The organism is Paenibacillus sp. FSL P2-0136 (assembly GCF_037975325.1).
In the GTDB taxonomy this organism is placed as follows: domain Bacteria; phylum Bacillota; class Bacilli; order Paenibacillales; family Paenibacillaceae; genus Paenibacillus_AQ; species Paenibacillus_AQ silagei.
Map to the genome: position 1 here is coordinate 4607853 of NZ_CP150244.1, position 15925 is coordinate 4623777.

The window sequence follows — 15925 nt, forward strand, 5'->3', positions numbered from 1 at the left end:
AAAAAGCATCTTTTCGGCCCAATCCGATCAGCCCGCCCGTATCCCTAAGGTCCCTCATCCCTGTACAGCCGGCTATTTCGCCCGGGGATGATGATTCTCGTAGACCTCCTTCATATTCTTGCGGGCAATTCCGCTGTATATCTGAGTGGTCGAACTATCGGAATGGCCCAGCATCTGCTGCACAGAGCGCAGGTCCGCCCCGCCTTCCAGCAGATGCGCAGCGAAGGAGTGGCGCAGAGTATGCGGTGTGATGTCCTGCTCAATCTGAGCTTCACGCGCGTATTTTTTGATGATTTTCCAAAAGCCCTGACGGGTCAGCCGTCCGCCCAGACTATTCAGGAACAGCGCAGGCTCCTCCCGGCTCGCACGCAGCAGCTTGTCCCGCATCCCTGAGGTATAACGGGCTACGCAATCAGCCGCAATCACGCCGATCGGGACCACACGCTCCTTGCCGGAGGCACCGCTGCAGCGTGCGAACCGCAAGGATGTGTTCACATCCTCCACATTCAGCGAGATCAGCTCCGTCACACGGATACCCGTCGCATACAGCAGCTCCAGCATTGCCTTATCGCGCATCCCCTGGGGAGCAGCTTCATCCGGAGCCGCCAGCAGACGCTCAATCTCCTCAATGCTGAGAATGATCGGCGGCTTGTGACTCGGCTTCATGGCTTCCATATCCAGCGTAGGATCTTGGACAATCAGCCGTTCCTTCAGCAAAAAATGAAAATAGGCGCGCAGCGATACCGTATTCCGGTTCACCGTGGCTGCTGCCTTCCCTGCTCCGCGCAGGGCACCCAAATAGAGCATAATATGCGTTCTTCTAATCTCTTCGGCCGCGTCCAGGCCCCGCTCTTCCGTAAACTCCAGAAACTGCGAAATATCCCGTCCATAGGATTCCAGCGTACTAGGAGACAATCCTTTGTCCCCGGACAAATACTGCATAAACGGCTGTAAGTATGACTTCATCAATTCACGCTCCTGTCAGACTCAGGCTGCTTCATGCGGCTTCGCAGCGGGTTGAGATCCAGCAGCCGGAACAGCGTTGTTCCATGACATGCTATAGATTGATTCGACATACTTCTCCCTTAATCCTGCAATCCGTCCCGTTACTCCCCGTACCAGTAAAAAAGGCGTAGGCGATCCCCCGCACTTATCCCCTGTTCACCGTACTGCACATCCTGAAACGCCCGGACGGCGGTGCCTTCCGGAATCTCAACATTGCGGGCCGGACTGATCCATGCGCTGACCCAGCTCAAAACATAATACAGCACACAGCTTACCGCCACAAGCATCGTCATGAAATACAGCCGGCGCACCGTGCGGGGCAGAGAAATAATCATCTTGGCAGCCTCCTCAAAATGAAATCAGCGTCTGCGTCTGCATCCTGCATATGCTCACCTTCTGCTGCGCTTGGGTAAGCGCACGCAAGTGCGGAGAGTAGAAAGAATGCGGGCAGAACTCGTCCTTCACTTTATGCGCCGGAGGGCCATGTTATGTATGTCGGGGAACAAATTCGCCTTAGGTTACTTAATCTACCCGCTGGCTGGCGGCATCCGGGTTAACGGGGTTTAATGAGGCGCACTTATACACCTCATTCGCTTCATATAGCCCGCATCCGCTCAATTCAGGGGCACTTGTGCTCTTCATTCGCTCACTTAGCCCGCATCTGCTCAATTCAGGGGCACTTGTGCTCTTCATTCGCTCACTTAGCCCGCATCTGCTCAATTCAGGGGCACTTGTGCTCCTCATTCGCTCATATAGCTCGCATCCGCTGAATTCAGGGGCACTTGTGCTCTTCATTCGCTCATATAGCTCGTATCCGCTCAATTCAGGGGCACTTTGGACTCCTGTCAAGAAAGTAGACAGCAACTACATCGTTGTTCGCTTAAATGTGGCTGCAAACTGAACCGGAGAAACGTAACCGAGCGCCCCATGGATTCGTTTGCGGTTGTAGAAAAATTCAATGTACTGGAAAATGGCATCATACGCCTGTTGCTTCGTTTTAAATCGATTCCAGTACACCAACTCTTTTTTTAAGAGGCTGTGAAAAGATTCGATACAGGCGTTATCATAACAGTTCCCTTTGCGGCTCATGCTTGCCGTCATCTGGTACGTCTTTAGGCGTTCCCGGTAGTCTTCCGAGGCGTACTGGGAGCCTCGATCCGAATGGTGAATTAAGCCCTTCCCGGGGCGTTTGGCCTTGTAGGCAGCGTCCAGAGCGCCTTGTACGAGGTCAGTGGTCATCCGGTCGCTAAGCCGCCAGCCGACAATCTCCCGGGTACACAGGTCCAGCACACTCGCCAAGTACATTCGTCCTTCCCGGCAGGGAATGTAGGTGATATCCGCCACCCACGTCTGGTTCGGCTTTTCCGTGTGAAATTGCTGGTTTAACAGGTTGGGGGCAATGGGTAACGGATGGTTGGAGTCGGTGGTGCATACGCGAAATCTCTTTGCGACACAAGAGCGCAGACCCAGTTCTTTCATGTACTTGCCTACCGTGCGTTCACTGACCTGGTGCCCTTCACGCTCTAGGAGAACCTTGATTTTGGGGCTGCCATAGCGACCCTTAGAGTCATGAAAATGATAGGCAATCCGCTTCAGCAACAAGGTTTTGCGGCTGGCTTGAGGGCTGGGCTTTGCTGTTCTCCATTTGTAGTACCCGCTCCGGGACACCTGAAAGACATTGCACATCTTCTCCACGCGGAACTCGGAGCGATGATCTTCAATAAACTGAAATCTCAGTTCTTTGGATTGCTGAAGATGTGCACGGCTTTTTTTAGGATTGCCATCTCCTCTGTCAGCTCTGCGAGTTGTTGCTCCCGCTCCTTCAGTTGACGTTCCAGCTCTCTGTATTTGTCTGGAGTCACGATGGGCTCATTCTCAAACTGCCGGTACTGTCCTAGCCATTTATGCAACGTTTTGGCGGGGACATCCAGTTCCAGGGCCAGTTCCGCCACCGTTTTCGTCTGCTCCTGGATGTACTTTACGGTCTGTCTTTTGTATTCTTCATTGTAGCTTCTCCGTGTTCCACTCATGGGGACACCTCCTCGTTAAGCTTATTATCTCTATTCTCTTAACGGGTGTCCACGGTTAACACTAACAGCACTTGTGCTCTTCATTCGCTCATATAGCTCGTATCCGCTCAATTCAGGGGCACTTGTGCTCTTCATTCGCTCACTTAGCCCGCATCTGCTCAATTCAGGGGCACTTGTGCTCTTCATTCGCTCACTTAGCCCGCATCTGCTCAATTCAGGGGCACTTGTGCTCTTCATTCGCTCATTTAGCCCGCATCTGCTCAATTCAGGGGCACTTGTGCTCTTCATTACTCTCCATCAACTACCCGTCCAGCCAACTTCCGGCCAATTCAAAGGGATTTATCCCTTTCGTCCCCCCGCTACAGCCCACTATCCTTGCTCTCCCGGCAATTAAAAAGCTCCCCTCCAGCCATTCAGCCGGGGGAGAGCTTGCGCGGTCATTCCTCAATTGAAGATGAACTTAGGAAATCCGCAATGAAGCATTCTTAAGTCCACATTCTATATACGCTTATTCTGGAGTATTGTCCTCTGCCGGGTTCTTATCCTTGCAGCGGTGGCATATTCCGTGAAAATCAAGTCTATGATCAACCACCGTGAAGTTGTATTCCTGCTCCAGCCGCTCTTCCAGCGGTCCGAGCCAATCCTCACGAATCTCATCCATACTTCCGCACTGCACACAAATCAAGTGATGGTGATGATGCTTCGCCGTATCCGTACGCAGATCATAGCGGGCCACACCGTCTCCGAAATTGATTTTCTCCACGACATGAAGCTCGCTAAGCAGTTCCAGGGTACGATACACGGTGGCAAGACCGATCTCGGGCGCCTTTTCTTTTACAAGCATAAATACATCTTCCGCACTTAAATGATCATCCTCGTTCTCCAGGAGAACTCTTAAGGTCGCTTCCCGTTGAGGTGTAAGCTTGTATCCTTGGGATTGTAGTTGTTGCTTAATCTTGTCTATTCGGGCTTCCATTGTCTGCCTCCCCCTTGGAAAATTACCACACCGGGCTTCAAGCCACTTCTTCCATTATAGGGGGATTTCCTTTGAGAAGTCAAACGGTTTTAGCATCTCGATCGGGCTGGCCCGCACATTCACAGATCCTCCATATTTGAAAATTCTTCCTCACCCGGCCGACACCAGAAGCGGCGTCACCCAGCGCATCATCACCGGTGTCACCCAAGCCTCGAAGCCAGAGATTCCCATCACCAGCAGTGCCATCCCCAGCGAGAGCAGCGTATACATCATGAACGGATGAGTCACCTGCGTGCGGCGCTGCTGTCCCAGTACCCGGCTGCGGATCATTAGCAGGGAGAAACCGAGGGCCGCCGCGCTGCATACCAGCAGCACCGGAATCAGCACCAGATTATGCGGAGCGACGGAGACCAGGGCGAACAGCATACCGTGCCAGGAATATTGGCTGACGAGAGTGCCGACGGTGAAGCCGATCAGCACGCCTTTGAGAAAATCCAGAATCAGAATGCCCGGAAGTCCGATCACGGACAAGCCGAGCACCCAGATCAGGCCGACCCACTTCAGATGAAAAGCGGCGATGCTCCAGTATGAATCCTGCGCGGCAGGCAGTCCCTGCTGATCGACCGTCACGAAGAAATTGCTTAAGTAATCGCCCAGCTCCTGCTGCTGATCCAGCGTAAGCGCAGTGACGATAAGCGCACCGAAGACCACCCCGACCAGAAATAATACCGCGACAAAAATATAAAGAGGCGTCTGTTCCTTCACCATCAGCTTTAGACTGCGCACCCTGACATTCCCCTTTCCAGTCACATGTTACACCATATGAGGGAATGTCCTGATCTATGACTTGTCCTTAGTTCTTGAGCACCTTGCCGTAGGTGCCTCCGCCACCCGAGGAGAGAACGAGCTGTCCTGTACGGGCCAGCACGATCAGCCCGGCCAGCTCCGCTCCCGCTACAACGGCAAGCTCGGCTTCTGCAGCCCGGTGCAGAATGTTCATCTCTGTGCCAAAAGCCTCCAGCAGCTGGTTCAGCTTACGCTTGCCGAGGCCGGGAATGAACTCCAGCGGCACCTGGTAATGGTACGCAGGCCGATATTCCGGAACCTGCGGCAGCGGACGGTCGGCAATGTGCAGAATGCGGTCCAGCACACCCTGGACCAGCTTCGGACTGCCGCAATACGGGCAGCGCTCCGAGGTGCTGTAGGCTTCATCGATGATGCTGCCGCAGCCGCCGCAGTAGGTCCGGTGATATTTGCCCAGCCGGGGATTCAGCCCGAAGTTGGCGCTGACCCTGCGTCCTTCCGAGCGCCGGAGCGCCAGCTTCAGCTCCTCGAAGGAGGGCTCCCGCATCTCGATGACATTGTACTCGCGGCCGATTTTGCCGAGGGAGTGGGCATCGGAATTGGTCAGGAAGCTGTAACGGTCAAGCTCCGAGATATACCCTGCCATCTCTGAATCCGCACTGAGACCAAGCTCCACCGCCGCGATGCGGTCCAGATCGAATAACTCAGCCATCCGCTCGGCCGCGCAGCCATAGAGCCCCTTATGAGGCGTGAAAATATGGGCTGGAATCAACAGCCCACCCCGCCCTGTAATCTCGTCCTGAAGCACCCTGGAAGGGGCGTACAGGCGCTGTGAGCTGAGATTCACATTACGCATATGGGCGCTCATCCAGGTGCTGAAATCCTCCATCGTTCCAAGGTCCGGCATGAAGGCCAGGACATGGCACTCCCGCCGCCCGGGCTCACGGATCTCAATCTCGGTTCCCAGCAGGATCGTTGTCCCCCGGTACGCAATTCCGCCGCCTGCGACTATCGTCATTTCACCGGAATCCAGCGCGGTATGAATATCACGCAGCACGCCCGGTGAGTGGCTGTCGATAATGCCGATCAGGCCAATCCCCTTGCGCTCCGCCGCTTCCCTGGCAATCCCGGCGAAGGTCAGATCACGGCTGCCGCTGATTTTGACCGCCTGGCCCTCCGAAGTCCGTCCGATATGCACATGCAGATCGCAGTAGACGCTGCTGAGCTCCTCCGCTAGTGCCATTGGCCTGTCAGCGTGTAAAGATGCCAGGCATAGACCGCCATCATCGTCTTGGCATCGGCAATACGTCCGTCCGCAATGTACTGGTAGGCTTCCTCCAGCGTCAGCTCAGAGACCTCCAGGAACTCATCCTCATCCAGTGCCATCTCGCCCGGCTGGGCATCCTCGGTCACATAGAGGTGAATGATCTCGTCGGCGAAGCCGGGCGAGGTGTAGAACGACTTCAGCAGCTTCAGTCCCCCGCTATGAAAGCCGGTCTCCTCCTGAAGCTCACGGCCCGCAGCCGCCAGCGGATCTTCTCCCTGATCCAGCTTCCCTGCCGGAATCTCCACCTCGGTACGGTGCATCGGCTGACGGTACTGCTCTACGACAAGCATTTTACCCTGATTCAGGGCCAGCACGGCTACAGCTCCAGGGTGCTTCACGACCTCACGGGTTGCGGTGTTGCCGTCAGGAAGCCTCACGGTATCCACCTGAAGCGAAATAATGTGGCCTGCAAAAATCGGCTTCGTTGACAATGTTTCTTCATCCAATGCGGGGTTGCGGTTTATTTCATCTTTTTTCATAGATTTGTGGTCTCCTTTGGCATCGTTATGCATAGGGTGTATTATAGCAAACTTAAGAAGAAAGAAGGAATGCAGGCATGAATAACATCCTTGTCCAAGCAAGCTCATCCGCAGTTACAATGGTAGGTAAACCGGAACAGATTATGGCCGTAATGGCCGGGTGGATGAAGCAATACGGGCGCGATATGCCCCTGGCTTACATCCTGCTGCTCCAGGCAGATTCGCGGATCAAAGCTTCCAAGGCTGGATAATGCCGCTTCGTTCTTCCGGCAGCGTCTATGATATTCCAGGGTATAAGAAGGAGCTGTCTCCCGGATCATCCCGGAAGCAGCTCCTTTAATTTTATTCTTAAGCGGCAGCAGACCGCCTCAGCAAAAGCCTTGCCCTGGTCAGTCCCAGCACAGCCTCTTATTTGGCTTAGCCCTTCTGGCTCTCGGCCACAATGGCTACAACCAGGCTGGCCACCTTGACGATGTCTGCGGCCTTGATCCGCTCCTTCGTGGTGTGGATATCCTCGTAGCCAACCGCCAGATTCACAACCGGAACGTTCAGGCCGTTGAACACGTTGGCATCACTGCCACCGCCGGAAGCGAATAGGCGGGTAGTCAGGCCGAGCGACGTGATCGCCCGGTCAGCCAATTGAACAACCGGATCATTCCCATTAAAGCTGAACGCCGGATAGATAATCTCGCTGCGGAATTCACTCTGCGCACCGTGGTCGCGTGCGGTAGTCTCCAGCGCCTCACGCATAGAGGCAATCTGCTTCTCTACCTTCTCCTGCACAATACTGCGGGCCTCCGCATCCAGCTGCACATGATCGCAGACCACATTCGTCGGTCCGCCGCCGGCGAACTTGCCGATATTCGCTGTCGTCTCGTTGTCGATCCGTCCAAGCTTCATAGCCGAGATCGCTTTGCTCGCTACCTGAATGGCGCTGATACCATCCTCCGGGTTCACGCCTGCATGGGCGGATTTGCCGAAGATCTGCATCGTTACCTTCGCCTGGGCCGGTGCTGCAATCGCGATGGCTCCCACTTCTCCGTTGGAATCCAGCGCGAAGCCCATATCTGCATCCAGATGCGCCGGGTCCATGGCGCGTGCGCCCATCAGCCCCGACTCTTCGCCTGCCGTAATGACGAACTGAATCTGGCCGTGCGGCAGCTTCTGCTCCTGAATGACCCGGATTGCTTCGAACAGGGCAGCCAGTCCCGCTTTGTCATCCGCTCCAAGAATGGTACTGCCATCACTTCGAATCCAGCCGTCTTCCCCCAGGGCAGGCTTGATCTTCTGGCCGGGCACTACGGTATCCATATGGCACGTGAACAGCAGCTTCGGCGCGCTCACTCCGCTGTCCGCAGGCCAGGTCACGAACAGGTTGCCGGCTCCGTGCCCCGTTCTCTCCTGCGAATCGTCCTCCACCGCAGTCAGCCCCAGGCTGCTGAACTTCTCCTTAAGCACATCGGCAATTTGCCGTTCATTCCGGGTCTCACTGTCAATCTGGACAAGCTCCATGAACTCATGGATCAATCGGTCTTCTGATATCATATGGACTTCCCTCTCTTTCTCAGATACGTTACAATGGTTGTACTGCGTTCAATTGTGGGCTTATGCTCATAACTTAAACTAATCTCAAAGGAGTCACTCATGCAACGACAAAAATGGTTTCGCATTATCATCTACATCATGCTGTTCGCTATGATCGCCTCTACGGTGCTGTTCGTCATCGAGCCGTTTTTGGCCGGTTAATCACGCTTAGCACTTAAGTAACAGCGTCCGGGTTCCCCGGGCGCTGTTTGGCTATACGGAAACTGCTCCAGGAAGTAAGGCACCAGCTCTTCAGCAACCGTCCCGATGTCAAAAGCGCGCCCTGTGCATTCCTCAAGCGAGGTCACTCCGTATTCTGCAATACCGCAAGGGATAATGCCTGTGAAGCCGCTTTGCCCGATCCCGGCCGATACGTTGAAGGCGAAGCCATGACTGGTGACAAACCCACGGCGGAATTTACACTTGTTGAACTTTACGCCAATTGCACAGATTTTCTCATCCCCGACCCACACCCCGGTATACCCCTGCTTGCGGGTTCCCGTAATTCCATAGGCCTCCAGATACGCTATAATCACCGACTCCAGCTTGCGCAGATAGCCGTGCAGATCAACCTTGCCATTCTCGCCCAGCTTCAAAAGCGGGTACCCGACCAGCTGGCCGGGCCCATGATATGTAATATCTCCCCCGCGGTCAATCTCAAACAGTGCAATTCCCTGCTGCCTGAGCTGTTCCCCGCTGAGGAGCAGATGCTCCGGATGATTCTGCGAACCGATGGTATATGTGGGCGGATGCTGCAAAAGAATCAGCTGCTCGGAAGCAGTGCCCGCGTCAATCGCATGCACCGCTTCCTTTTGCAGCTCCCAGGCCGCCCCGTACTCCATCACCGGAAGAATGGTAACTGTAAGTTTGCTTAGGTTCAGGTTCTCCATCATCATAAGTTCCCCTTTGCTTCTCATTCTCCCTGTCCCAGGAGTCCGCAACCGCCTTACTTAGTAGAGCTTCGTCTCCGGGGTGTAGCCTTCCACATTATCCTTCACGCGCTGCAGGAACCGTCCGCTGATGACTCCGTCCAGAATCCGGTGATCCAGCGACAGACAGATATTCGCCATCGAACGTACGGCAATCATATCATTGATGACGACAGGCTTTTTGACAATGGATTCAAAAGTCAGAATTGCTGCCTGCGGATAGTTGATAATCGGGTAAGACAGAATCGAACCGAACGAGCCGGTGTTGTTCACCGTGAACGTGCCGCCCTGCATATCGTCCAGGCGCAGCTTGCCCTCCCGTGTCTTGAGTGCCAGTTCGTCGATCTCGCGGGCCAGCCCGGCGACATTCTTCTGATCGGCTTTTTTGATGACCGGCGTCATGACGGAATCCTCTGTGCCTACGGCCAGTGAGATGTTGATGTCGCGTTTGACGATGATTTTGTCAACGGCCCAGACGGAGTTCATGATCGGGTAATCCTTAATCGCACTGACCACAGCCTTCATCAGAAAAGCGAGATAGGTCAGGTTAATGCCCTCTTTGCGCTTGAACTCATCCTTAAGCTTGTTGCGCAGCACCACCATATTGGTCACATCGACCTCGATCATCGTCCAGGCATGCGGGATCTCCGAGACGCTCTGGCGCATTCTTGTAGCGATTGTATTACGGATCGGCGTAACATCGATCAGATATTCCGAGCTGCTGCCCCGTCCGCCTTCGATCTCAATCGTCGGAATCTTCGGTGATTCGCTGAGGTGCAGGCCGGAGTTACGGACCTGCTGATGCTCATCATGTACCGGCTGGAACACAGGCTGCAGCGCAGCGGGTGCAGGGGCTGCGTCAGGTACAGGCGCAGCGGCAGGGGCTGCTGCGGGTGCCGGCGGCTGAACGGAGGCGCCGTTCTCCAGGAACGTGAGCACATCCTTGCGTGTGATACGTCCGCCCAGGCCGGTGCCCGGCACGGCCGCCAGGTTGATGCCGTGCTCGGCGGCCAGCGTCTGCACAGCCGGAGAGTAACGGGCCCGCATTGGAGCTGCGGCGTCATAAGCCGCAGCGGGCACGGGCGGCCGCGCGGCGGCGTGGGCCGCCTGCGGGGCGTTGCCGGATGCCGCAGCCGGGGCAGCGGCAGGTGCAGGGGCGTCACCGGAAGCTGCCGGTGACGGGGCCGCAGCGGCTGGCGCAGCGGAGCCAGCCACTGCGATGCGGGCGATGATCTCGCCGACACTGACCGTCTGGCCCTCTTCGGCCAGCAGCTCGGCCATGGTGCCGTCTACCGTTGCAGGCAGCTCCGCGTTCACCTTATCCGTGATCAGCTCGCAGATCGGCTCATATTGCTCTATCGAATCACCCGGCTGCTTCAGCCACTTCCCGATAGTCGCTGACACCAGCGATTCAGCCAGCTGCGGCATAATTACATCCGTCAGCGTTGTATTGTCAGACATAATGTCACTCCTTAATGTTTTGTAAGCATGGACTTCTTGAATTTGCTTCGTACAAAACTGCTTCGGAAGCATAGGCTTAGTTTTGTAAGCGTGGACTTCTTAAATTTACTTCGTACAAAACTGGCATCGGAAGCCAGCCATGAAATCCTGCACTTAATACAACATTCGCTCATACAAATCTGCCCAAAATCAAAAATGTTGCTCAAAACGCAGCAATTCTCTTCATTCGGGCGGCTGAGCGGACATATTGTTGTATTTCGTGCAGCATTCTTCCCAATTCACTATATATTTCATATCCAAGTTGCACTTTCTGCAACATTCTTGCTCGGGTCACGGTCGCGGTGTCCGGGAGGATGAATTATTGAACTTAATACTGCGCCAGACGCAGCATCTCAGCCTTGACCTTGTCCTTGCTGAGCAGGAAGAATTTCTCCATCGGCGGTGAGATCGGCATCGCCGGGACATCGGGTCCGCACAGGCGGAAGATTGGGGCATCAAGGTCGAACAGACAATGCTCGGCGATGATCGCCGCCACTTCAGCGCCGATGCCTCCGGTCTTGTTGTCCTCATGGACAATCAGCACCTTGCCGGTCTGCCGGACAGCGGCAATAATCGCTTCCCGGTCCAACGGCTGGAGGGTGCGCAGATCCAGGATATGTGCGGTTACGCCATGCTCCTTCTCCAGCTCCTCCGCTGCCTGCATCGCAAAATGCAGCGGCAGGCTATACCCGATCACCGTAATATCGCTGCCTTCACGCAGCAGATTCGCTTCACCAATCGGCACCGTGTAGTCGCCTTCCGGCACATCGCCCTTGATCAGCTTGTAGCATTTCTTGTTCTCGAAGAACAGCACCGGATCAGGATCACGGACAGCGGCCTTGAGCAGTCCCTTCGCATCTGCAGCCGAATAAGGAGCCACAATCTTCAGTCCCGGCGTGCCGAAGAAGATCGACTCCGGGCACTGCGAATGGTACAGCCCGCCGAAGATGCCGCCGCCGATCGGCGCACGGATGACAACCGGACAGTTCCAGTCATTATTGGAACGGTAGCGGATTTTGGCTGCTTCGCTAATAATCTGGTTGGTTGCGGGCAGCATGAAATCCGAGTATTGCATCTCGGCAATCGGCTTCATGCCGTACATCGCAGCGCCGATGGCCACCCCTGCAATAGCAGATTCCGCAAGCGGCGTGTCCAGTACCCGTTCTGCGCCGAACTGCTCCTGCAAGCCTTTGGTCGTTGTGAAGACGCCGCCCTTCACGCCGACATCCTCACCCAGCACGAACACCGACTCGTCACGTTCCATCTCTTCCTTCATCGCCAGCCGGATTGCATCGATATATTCCATCATCGCCATGGCTTAAGCGCCCCCCTTCAGGCCGGATTCATCGTAGACATGCAGCAGCGTATCTTCCGGTTTCGGGAACGGCGCATTCTCCGCGTAGGTTATAGCCTCTTTCAGTTCAAGATTATATTCGGCAGCCAGATCACGCTCCTGCTCGTCACTCCATAGACCGAGTCCGGTCAGATAAGTGCGGAACGCGGCGATGCCGTCTTTTTTCCAGTTCTCATCCACTTCCTCCTGGGTCCGGTAAGCCAGATCATTATCCGAAGTGGAGTGCGGCGACAAGCGGTACATCATCGCTTCAATCAAGGTCGGGCCTTCACCGGCAAGCGCACGTTCCCGGGCCTCCTTCACCACACGGTAGACCTCCAGCGGATCATTGCCGTCCACCCGGATGCCGGGGAAGCCGTAGCCGAGCGCACGGTCGCTGACCTTGCCGCCAAGCTGCTTGTGAGCAGGAATCGAGATCGCATACTGATTGTTCTGGCAAAAAATAATCATAGGCAGCTTATTCACACCGGCAAAGTTACACGCTTCATGGAAATCCCCCTGGTTGCTGGAGCCTTCCCCGAAGGTAACGAAGGAGACGAACTTCTTCTTCTGCATCTTCGCCGCCAGCGCGAAGCCTGCCGCATGCGGAACCTGGGTCGTGACCGGGCTTGAGCCCGTTACAATCCGCAGGCGCTTGCTGCCGAAGTGGCCCGGCATCTGCCGGCCGCCGCTGTTCGGATCTTCCGCCTTGGCGAAGACGGAGAGCATCAGCTCGCGCGTGGTCATTCCGACAGAGAGGACAAACGCATAGTCCCGGTAATAGGGCAGGAAATAGTCATTCTCCCGGTCCAGTGCAAATGCCGCCGCGACCTGTGCCGCCTCCTGCCCGATGCCGGATACATGGAAATTGATCTTGCCCGCACGCTGCAGCAGCAGACTGCGCTCATCATATTTCCGTCCGAGCTGCATGAATCTGTACATATCGATAACCTGGCCGTCTGTGAGTCCAAGCTGCTTATGTCTGTTAACGGTGTCTACAGTACCTTGGGATTCCATATAAGAGGTACCTCCTAAAAAGTATTGCCGGCGCTCAGCTTCCAGCCCCGCTATCTCTAACAGGTTCAGGATGCGTCCGCCAGGCGGGTTGACCCTAATACTAAATATATATATGCCCTGATCCTATCACCAGGTACTAAATCCATTATAATCTTTTTCGCGGCAAAAAGAAAAGCCAAAATCCCTCCGCCAAGGCAGGGCTCTGGAACCGAACAAATATAGCCGGTATGGAGCGATATCAGCGCATTACGCGCGTTCCGCTCCCTCCGGCCTTCTTGTTAAGCTCTCTATCGCACGCTAGTATCCGATTGCTCTTCCATCCACGGCCAGCATCGCCTCGCCCAGCACCTCCGACAGTGTCGGATGAGCATGTACAGCCTCCCCGACCTCCCAAGGTGTAGCATCCAGGATCTGGGCCAGCGCCGCTTCGCCGATCAGATCGGTCACATGCGGGCCGATCATCTGCACGCCGAGGATATCCCCGTTCTTCGCGTCAGCCACCACCTTCACGAAGCCGTCCTTCATGCCGTAGACAATGGCTTTGCCGATGGCGGAGAACGGGAATTTGCCGGTCACCGTCTCACGGCCGAGCTCCTTCGCTTCCTTCTCTGTGTAACCGACACTTGCCACTTCCGGCCGTGTATAGACACAGCGGGGAACCAGATGAGTCTCATAAGGATGGAGCGCTTCGCCCGCCAGATGGTTGACCGCACGGATGCCTTCATGGCTGGCGGCGTGAGCCAGCTGCAGTCCGCCGATACAATCGCCAATCGCATAGATATGCGGCTCACCCGTCTGCATATTGGCATTTACCGCAATGACACCTGTATCGAAGCGGATATCTGTGTTTTCCAGTCCGAGATTCTCGATGTTCGCCACGCGTCCCACGGATACGAGCAGCTTATCAGCCGATAGACTCTGGCTCTGCTCCCCCTTGCGGGCTTCAATCGTAATCCCTGTCTCCGACACTGTGCAGGTCTCGGCATCCACCGTTGTTCCGGTGAGTACCCGGACCCCGCGTTTCTTCAGCAGACGCAGCAGCTCGCGGGCCACCTCTTCATCCTCCTGCGGCAACAGCTGCCCGGCTGCCTCGGCGACAGTCACCTGCACTCCGAAATCAGCCAGCATGGATGCCCACTCCACTCCGATTACCCCGCCGCCCACAATAATAATCGAGGCCGGTAGCTCCTCAAGCGTAAGCGCCTCTTCACTGCTCAGAATCACCTTGCCGTCAGGCACCAGGCCAGGCAGAATGCGCGGACGCGAGCCGGTAGCGATGATGAGATTCGTGGAGACCACGGTCTCCATCTCGCCATTCTCCAGTTCTACAGCTACAGCGCCGCTTCGCGGGGAGAAAATCGAAGGCCCGATGATCCGGCCTTTGCCCTTCAGCACCTGAATCTTGTGCTTGCGCATCAGATACTGCACCCCCTGATGTAGCTGCTCTACTACCGCTTCCTTGCGCTGCTGCACTTTGGGGAACACCAGCTTGGTGCCCGTAGTCTCTATACCGTAGCTTTCGCTCTCGTTGATTTCAGCCAATACCTCTGCACTGCGCAGCAGTGATTTGCTGGGAATACAGCCGCGGTGCAGGCAGGTTCCGCCCAGCTTGTCCATTTCAATAACGACAACGGATTTGCCCAGCTGCGCAGCGCGGATCGCTGCCACATAACCGCCGGTGCCTCCGCCAAGTATCGCCACATCACAGGTCATTGTCATGATATGTATCCTCCAGTCATTCCTCTTGAATTCAGTTCAATCTATTATATTGTACTCTCTTTCGGGAGTAATTCAAAACTTATAAACGTCATGTATTCATGGACTTTTGCAGGTTAAAGCGTTATCATATGGGTGAATTCAAACGGCTGCGAAGAGGAGCGACTGTGATGAAACTGCTGATTTCACGCTTCATTGCCATCCTTATTCTGGTGATCCCCGGCCTCCTGGCGATGACGGGCTTCCTGATGATGAAAGATGATCTGTTCAACTATTTCGCCATGCATGGCGATGAGACTGCTATTCCCAAATTTGCGTGGCTGCATTTCGGCGGCGGACTGCTGCTCTTCCTGGCCGGAATGACCTTCCTCGGCGGCTGGATTCTGACCCGTGACCGCAAAAAGAACTACGTAGGCCCCCGCTTCCGGGAGAAGCAACAGGCGCAGCAGCCCCCGTCCTCCGAAGCCCGCTCCTAATTATATTCCATTGAAACAGGGGATGCCTCAAGCCATGAACGAACCGGCTGCTGAGGCATCCCCTTGTTAGTAGCTATCGAACTTTTAACTGGAGGACTCCCGATCCACGCCAGACACCGCGTGAACAGCACGCTGTACTCTGTGAGAGTGCGCTACGAGTCTATCGTTCAAGCATTACGTGCCTGTTACTCAAGTGCTAAGTGCATTTTGTACAACTATAATGCTCGATTTCGGCCCATGGAGAGGTATAGCTGCACTTCGTACACTTATAAATCACTACTTTACGTATAAAGACTAATATGCCCAATCTTAGTTGTACGGAATACATCTATCCGAGCTTATTGGGTAATCCGCAGCTTTATAGCTGCACGAAATACAACTATCCGTGAGATTACGAGATACGAGATACGAGATACGAGATACGAGATACGAGATACGAATCACAGTATGCGGTACGATAGTAGAGCTTACCAACAGTACAATTGCACAATGTACAACAGAAAAGGGTAATCTCCAGCAGAATTCAAAAGCTATTGCACTTCGTACAGTAGAATTCGAACAACTCCCACTTTTCTGCTCAAACCAGCAAAATCTAATGTATCAAATACAATAGAATAACATTTTCCACTCAAAAATCAGATTTCTACTGCACAAAATACAGTTACCTTACCAATTTCACCGCCGTAGTCTCTACGTACAGCCTTCAACGCAAGCGTGAGCATTAGCATTAGCATTAGCGTTAGCGTTAG

General features: G+C 54.8%; 17 protein-coding genes. 3 read left to right on the top strand and 14 right to left on the bottom strand.

Going from position 1 to position 15925, the window contains the following annotated elements:
- Positions 1–72: 72 nt before the first annotated feature.
- The 8 genes from xerD to NYE26_RS19705 all read right to left on the bottom strand — a co-directional run bounded on the left by xerD (position 73) and on the right by NYE26_RS19705 (position 6621).
- Positions 73–966 (bottom strand): site-specific tyrosine recombinase XerD, encoded by an 894-nt coding sequence (gene xerD, locus NYE26_RS19670; protein WP_036732025.1) that lies wholly within the window; start codon positions 964–966, stop codon positions 73–75.
- A 140-nt stretch (positions 967–1106) separates the two neighbouring features.
- Positions 1107–1340: a DUF4227 family protein gene (locus NYE26_RS19675; protein WP_076086452.1), complete on the bottom strand. Its 234-nt coding sequence runs from the start codon at positions 1338–1340 to the stop codon at positions 1107–1109.
- A 529-nt stretch (positions 1341–1869) separates the two neighbouring features.
- Positions 1870–2853: an IS3 family transposase gene (locus tag NYE26_RS19680; RefSeq protein WP_339257364.1), complete on the bottom strand. Its 984-nt coding sequence runs from the start codon at positions 2851–2853 to the stop codon at positions 1870–1872.
- A complete protein-coding gene (locus tag NYE26_RS19685; protein ID WP_339223802.1) occupies positions 2739–3035 on the bottom strand; it encodes a transposase in 297 nt (98 codons plus the stop codon). Before NYE26_RS19685 ends, NYE26_RS19680 begins: the two co-directional genes overlap by 115 nt.
- A gap of 508 nt (positions 3036–3543) precedes the next feature.
- Entirely contained in the window at positions 3544–4011 is a 468-nt protein-coding gene (locus NYE26_RS19690) for a Fur family transcriptional regulator (RefSeq protein WP_036732017.1), read from the bottom strand.
- Positions 4012–4161: 150 nt separating this feature from the next.
- The gene (gene spoIIM / locus NYE26_RS19695) at positions 4162–4797 is read right to left on the bottom strand and encodes a stage II sporulation protein M (protein ID WP_339249478.1); all 636 of its coding nucleotides are present in this window, start codon (positions 4795–4797) and stop codon (positions 4162–4164) included.
- A 67-nt stretch (positions 4798–4864) separates the two neighbouring features.
- Entirely contained in the window at positions 4865–6058 is a 1194-nt protein-coding gene (locus tag NYE26_RS19700) for an endonuclease Q family protein (protein WP_339249480.1), read from the bottom strand.
- Entirely contained in the window at positions 6049–6621 is a 573-nt protein-coding gene (locus tag NYE26_RS19705; RefSeq protein ID WP_209871107.1) for an NUDIX hydrolase, read from the bottom strand. Before NYE26_RS19705 ends, NYE26_RS19700 begins: the two co-directional genes overlap by 10 nt.
- A gap of 77 nt (positions 6622–6698) precedes the next feature.
- Between NYE26_RS19705 and NYE26_RS19710 the strand changes: the two genes are divergently transcribed.
- Positions 6699–6872: a hypothetical protein gene (locus NYE26_RS19710; RefSeq protein WP_209871109.1), complete on the top strand. Its 174-nt coding sequence runs from the start codon at positions 6699–6701 to the stop codon at positions 6870–6872.
- A gap of 166 nt (positions 6873–7038) precedes the next feature.
- On the opposite strand, the gene NYE26_RS19715 is transcribed toward NYE26_RS19710, so the two are convergent.
- Positions 7039–8166, bottom strand: coding sequence for a M20/M25/M40 family metallo-hydrolase (locus NYE26_RS19715; RefSeq protein WP_339249485.1), 1128 nt, complete (start codon positions 8164–8166; stop codon positions 7039–7041).
- Positions 8167–8265: 99 nt separating this feature from the next.
- On the opposite strand from NYE26_RS19715, the gene prli42 reads away from it, so the two are divergent.
- Entirely contained in the window at positions 8266–8367 is a 102-nt protein-coding gene (gene prli42 / locus NYE26_RS19720) for a stressosome-associated protein Prli42 (RefSeq protein WP_143803916.1), read from the top strand.
- Here prli42 and lipB read toward each other — a convergent pair.
- The 5 genes from lipB to lpdA form a co-directional block, all read right to left on the bottom strand.
- Complete coding sequence (gene lipB / locus NYE26_RS19725; protein WP_339257544.1) at positions 8364–9095, bottom strand: lipoyl(octanoyl) transferase LipB; 732 nt, start codon at positions 9093–9095, stop codon at positions 8364–8366. The two genes, prli42 and lipB, sit on opposite strands and share 4 nt — an antisense overlap.
- 60 nt (positions 9096–9155) lie before the next feature.
- Positions 9156–10595, bottom strand: a complete 1440-nt coding sequence (locus NYE26_RS19730) for a dihydrolipoamide acetyltransferase family protein (RefSeq protein WP_339249487.1) — start codon at positions 10593–10595, stop codon at positions 9156–9158.
- 367 nt (positions 10596–10962) lie between these two features.
- Positions 10963–11949 (bottom strand): alpha-ketoacid dehydrogenase subunit beta, encoded by a 987-nt coding sequence (locus NYE26_RS19735; RefSeq protein WP_036698320.1) that lies wholly within the window; start codon positions 11947–11949, stop codon positions 10963–10965.
- A gap of 3 nt (positions 11950–11952) precedes the next feature.
- Positions 11953–12984 (bottom strand): thiamine pyrophosphate-dependent dehydrogenase E1 component subunit alpha, encoded by a 1032-nt coding sequence (locus NYE26_RS19740; RefSeq protein WP_036731999.1) that lies wholly within the window; start codon positions 12982–12984, stop codon positions 11953–11955.
- Positions 12985–13281: 297 nt separating this feature from the next.
- Entirely contained in the window at positions 13282–14703 is a 1422-nt protein-coding gene (lpdA, locus tag NYE26_RS19745) for a dihydrolipoyl dehydrogenase (RefSeq protein WP_339249490.1), read from the bottom strand.
- Between the two features lie 167 nt (positions 14704–14870).
- Here lpdA and NYE26_RS19750 point away from each other — a divergent pair, with 167 nt between their 5' ends.
- The gene (locus NYE26_RS19750) at positions 14871–15176 is read left to right on the top strand and encodes a DUF2627 domain-containing protein (RefSeq protein WP_036698330.1); all 306 of its coding nucleotides are present in this window, start codon (positions 14871–14873) and stop codon (positions 15174–15176) included.
- Positions 15177–15925 lie beyond the last annotated feature (749 nt).

What these genes read in the sequence shown, in the direction of transcription:
- xerD (WP_036732025.1), bottom strand. Translation starts at nt 966, where the DNA reads ATGAAGTCATACTTACAGCCGTTTATGCAGTATTTGTCCGGGGACAAA.
- NYE26_RS19675 (WP_076086452.1), bottom strand. Translation starts at nt 1,340, where the DNA reads ATGATTATTTCTCTGCCCCGCACGGTGCGCCGGCTGTATTTCATGACG.
- NYE26_RS19685 (WP_339223802.1), bottom strand. Translation starts at nt 3,035, where the DNA reads ATGAGTGGAACACGGAGAAGCTACAATGAAGAATACAAAAGACAGACC.
- NYE26_RS19690 (WP_036732017.1), bottom strand. Translation starts at nt 4,011, where the DNA reads ATGGAAGCCCGAATAGACAAGATTAAGCAACAACTACAATCCCAAGGA.
- NYE26_RS19700 (WP_339249480.1), bottom strand. Translation starts at nt 6,058, where the DNA reads ATGGCACTAGCGGAGGAGCTCAGCAGCGTCTACTGCGATCTGCATGTG.
- NYE26_RS19705 (WP_209871107.1), bottom strand. Translation starts at nt 6,621, where the DNA reads ATGAAAAAAGATGAAATAAACCGCAACCCCGCATTGGATGAAGAAACA.
- NYE26_RS19710 (WP_209871109.1), top strand. Translation starts at nt 6,699, where the DNA reads ATGAATAACATCCTTGTCCAAGCAAGCTCATCCGCAGTTACAATGGTA.
- NYE26_RS19715 (WP_339249485.1), bottom strand. Translation starts at nt 8,166, where the DNA reads ATGATATCAGAAGACCGATTGATCCATGAGTTCATGGAGCTTGTCCAG.
- prli42 (WP_143803916.1), top strand. Translation starts at nt 8,266, where the DNA reads ATGCAACGACAAAAATGGTTTCGCATTATCATCTACATCATGCTGTTC.
- lipB (WP_339257544.1), bottom strand. Translation starts at nt 9,095, where the DNA reads ATGGAGAACCTGAACCTAAGCAAACTTACAGTTACCATTCTTCCGGTG.
- NYE26_RS19730 (WP_339249487.1), bottom strand. Translation starts at nt 10,595, where the DNA reads ATGTCTGACAATACAACGCTGACGGATGTAATTATGCCGCAGCTGGCT.
- NYE26_RS19735 (WP_036698320.1), bottom strand. Translation starts at nt 11,949, where the DNA reads ATGGCGATGATGGAATATATCGATGCAATCCGGCTGGCGATGAAGGAA.
- NYE26_RS19740 (WP_036731999.1), bottom strand. Translation starts at nt 12,984, where the DNA reads ATGGAATCCCAAGGTACTGTAGACACCGTTAACAGACATAAGCAGCTT.
- lpdA (WP_339249490.1), bottom strand. Translation starts at nt 14,703, where the DNA reads ATGACAATGACCTGTGATGTGGCGATACTTGGCGGAGGCACCGGCGGT.
- NYE26_RS19750 (WP_036698330.1), top strand. Translation starts at nt 14,871, where the DNA reads ATGAAACTGCTGATTTCACGCTTCATTGCCATCCTTATTCTGGTGATC.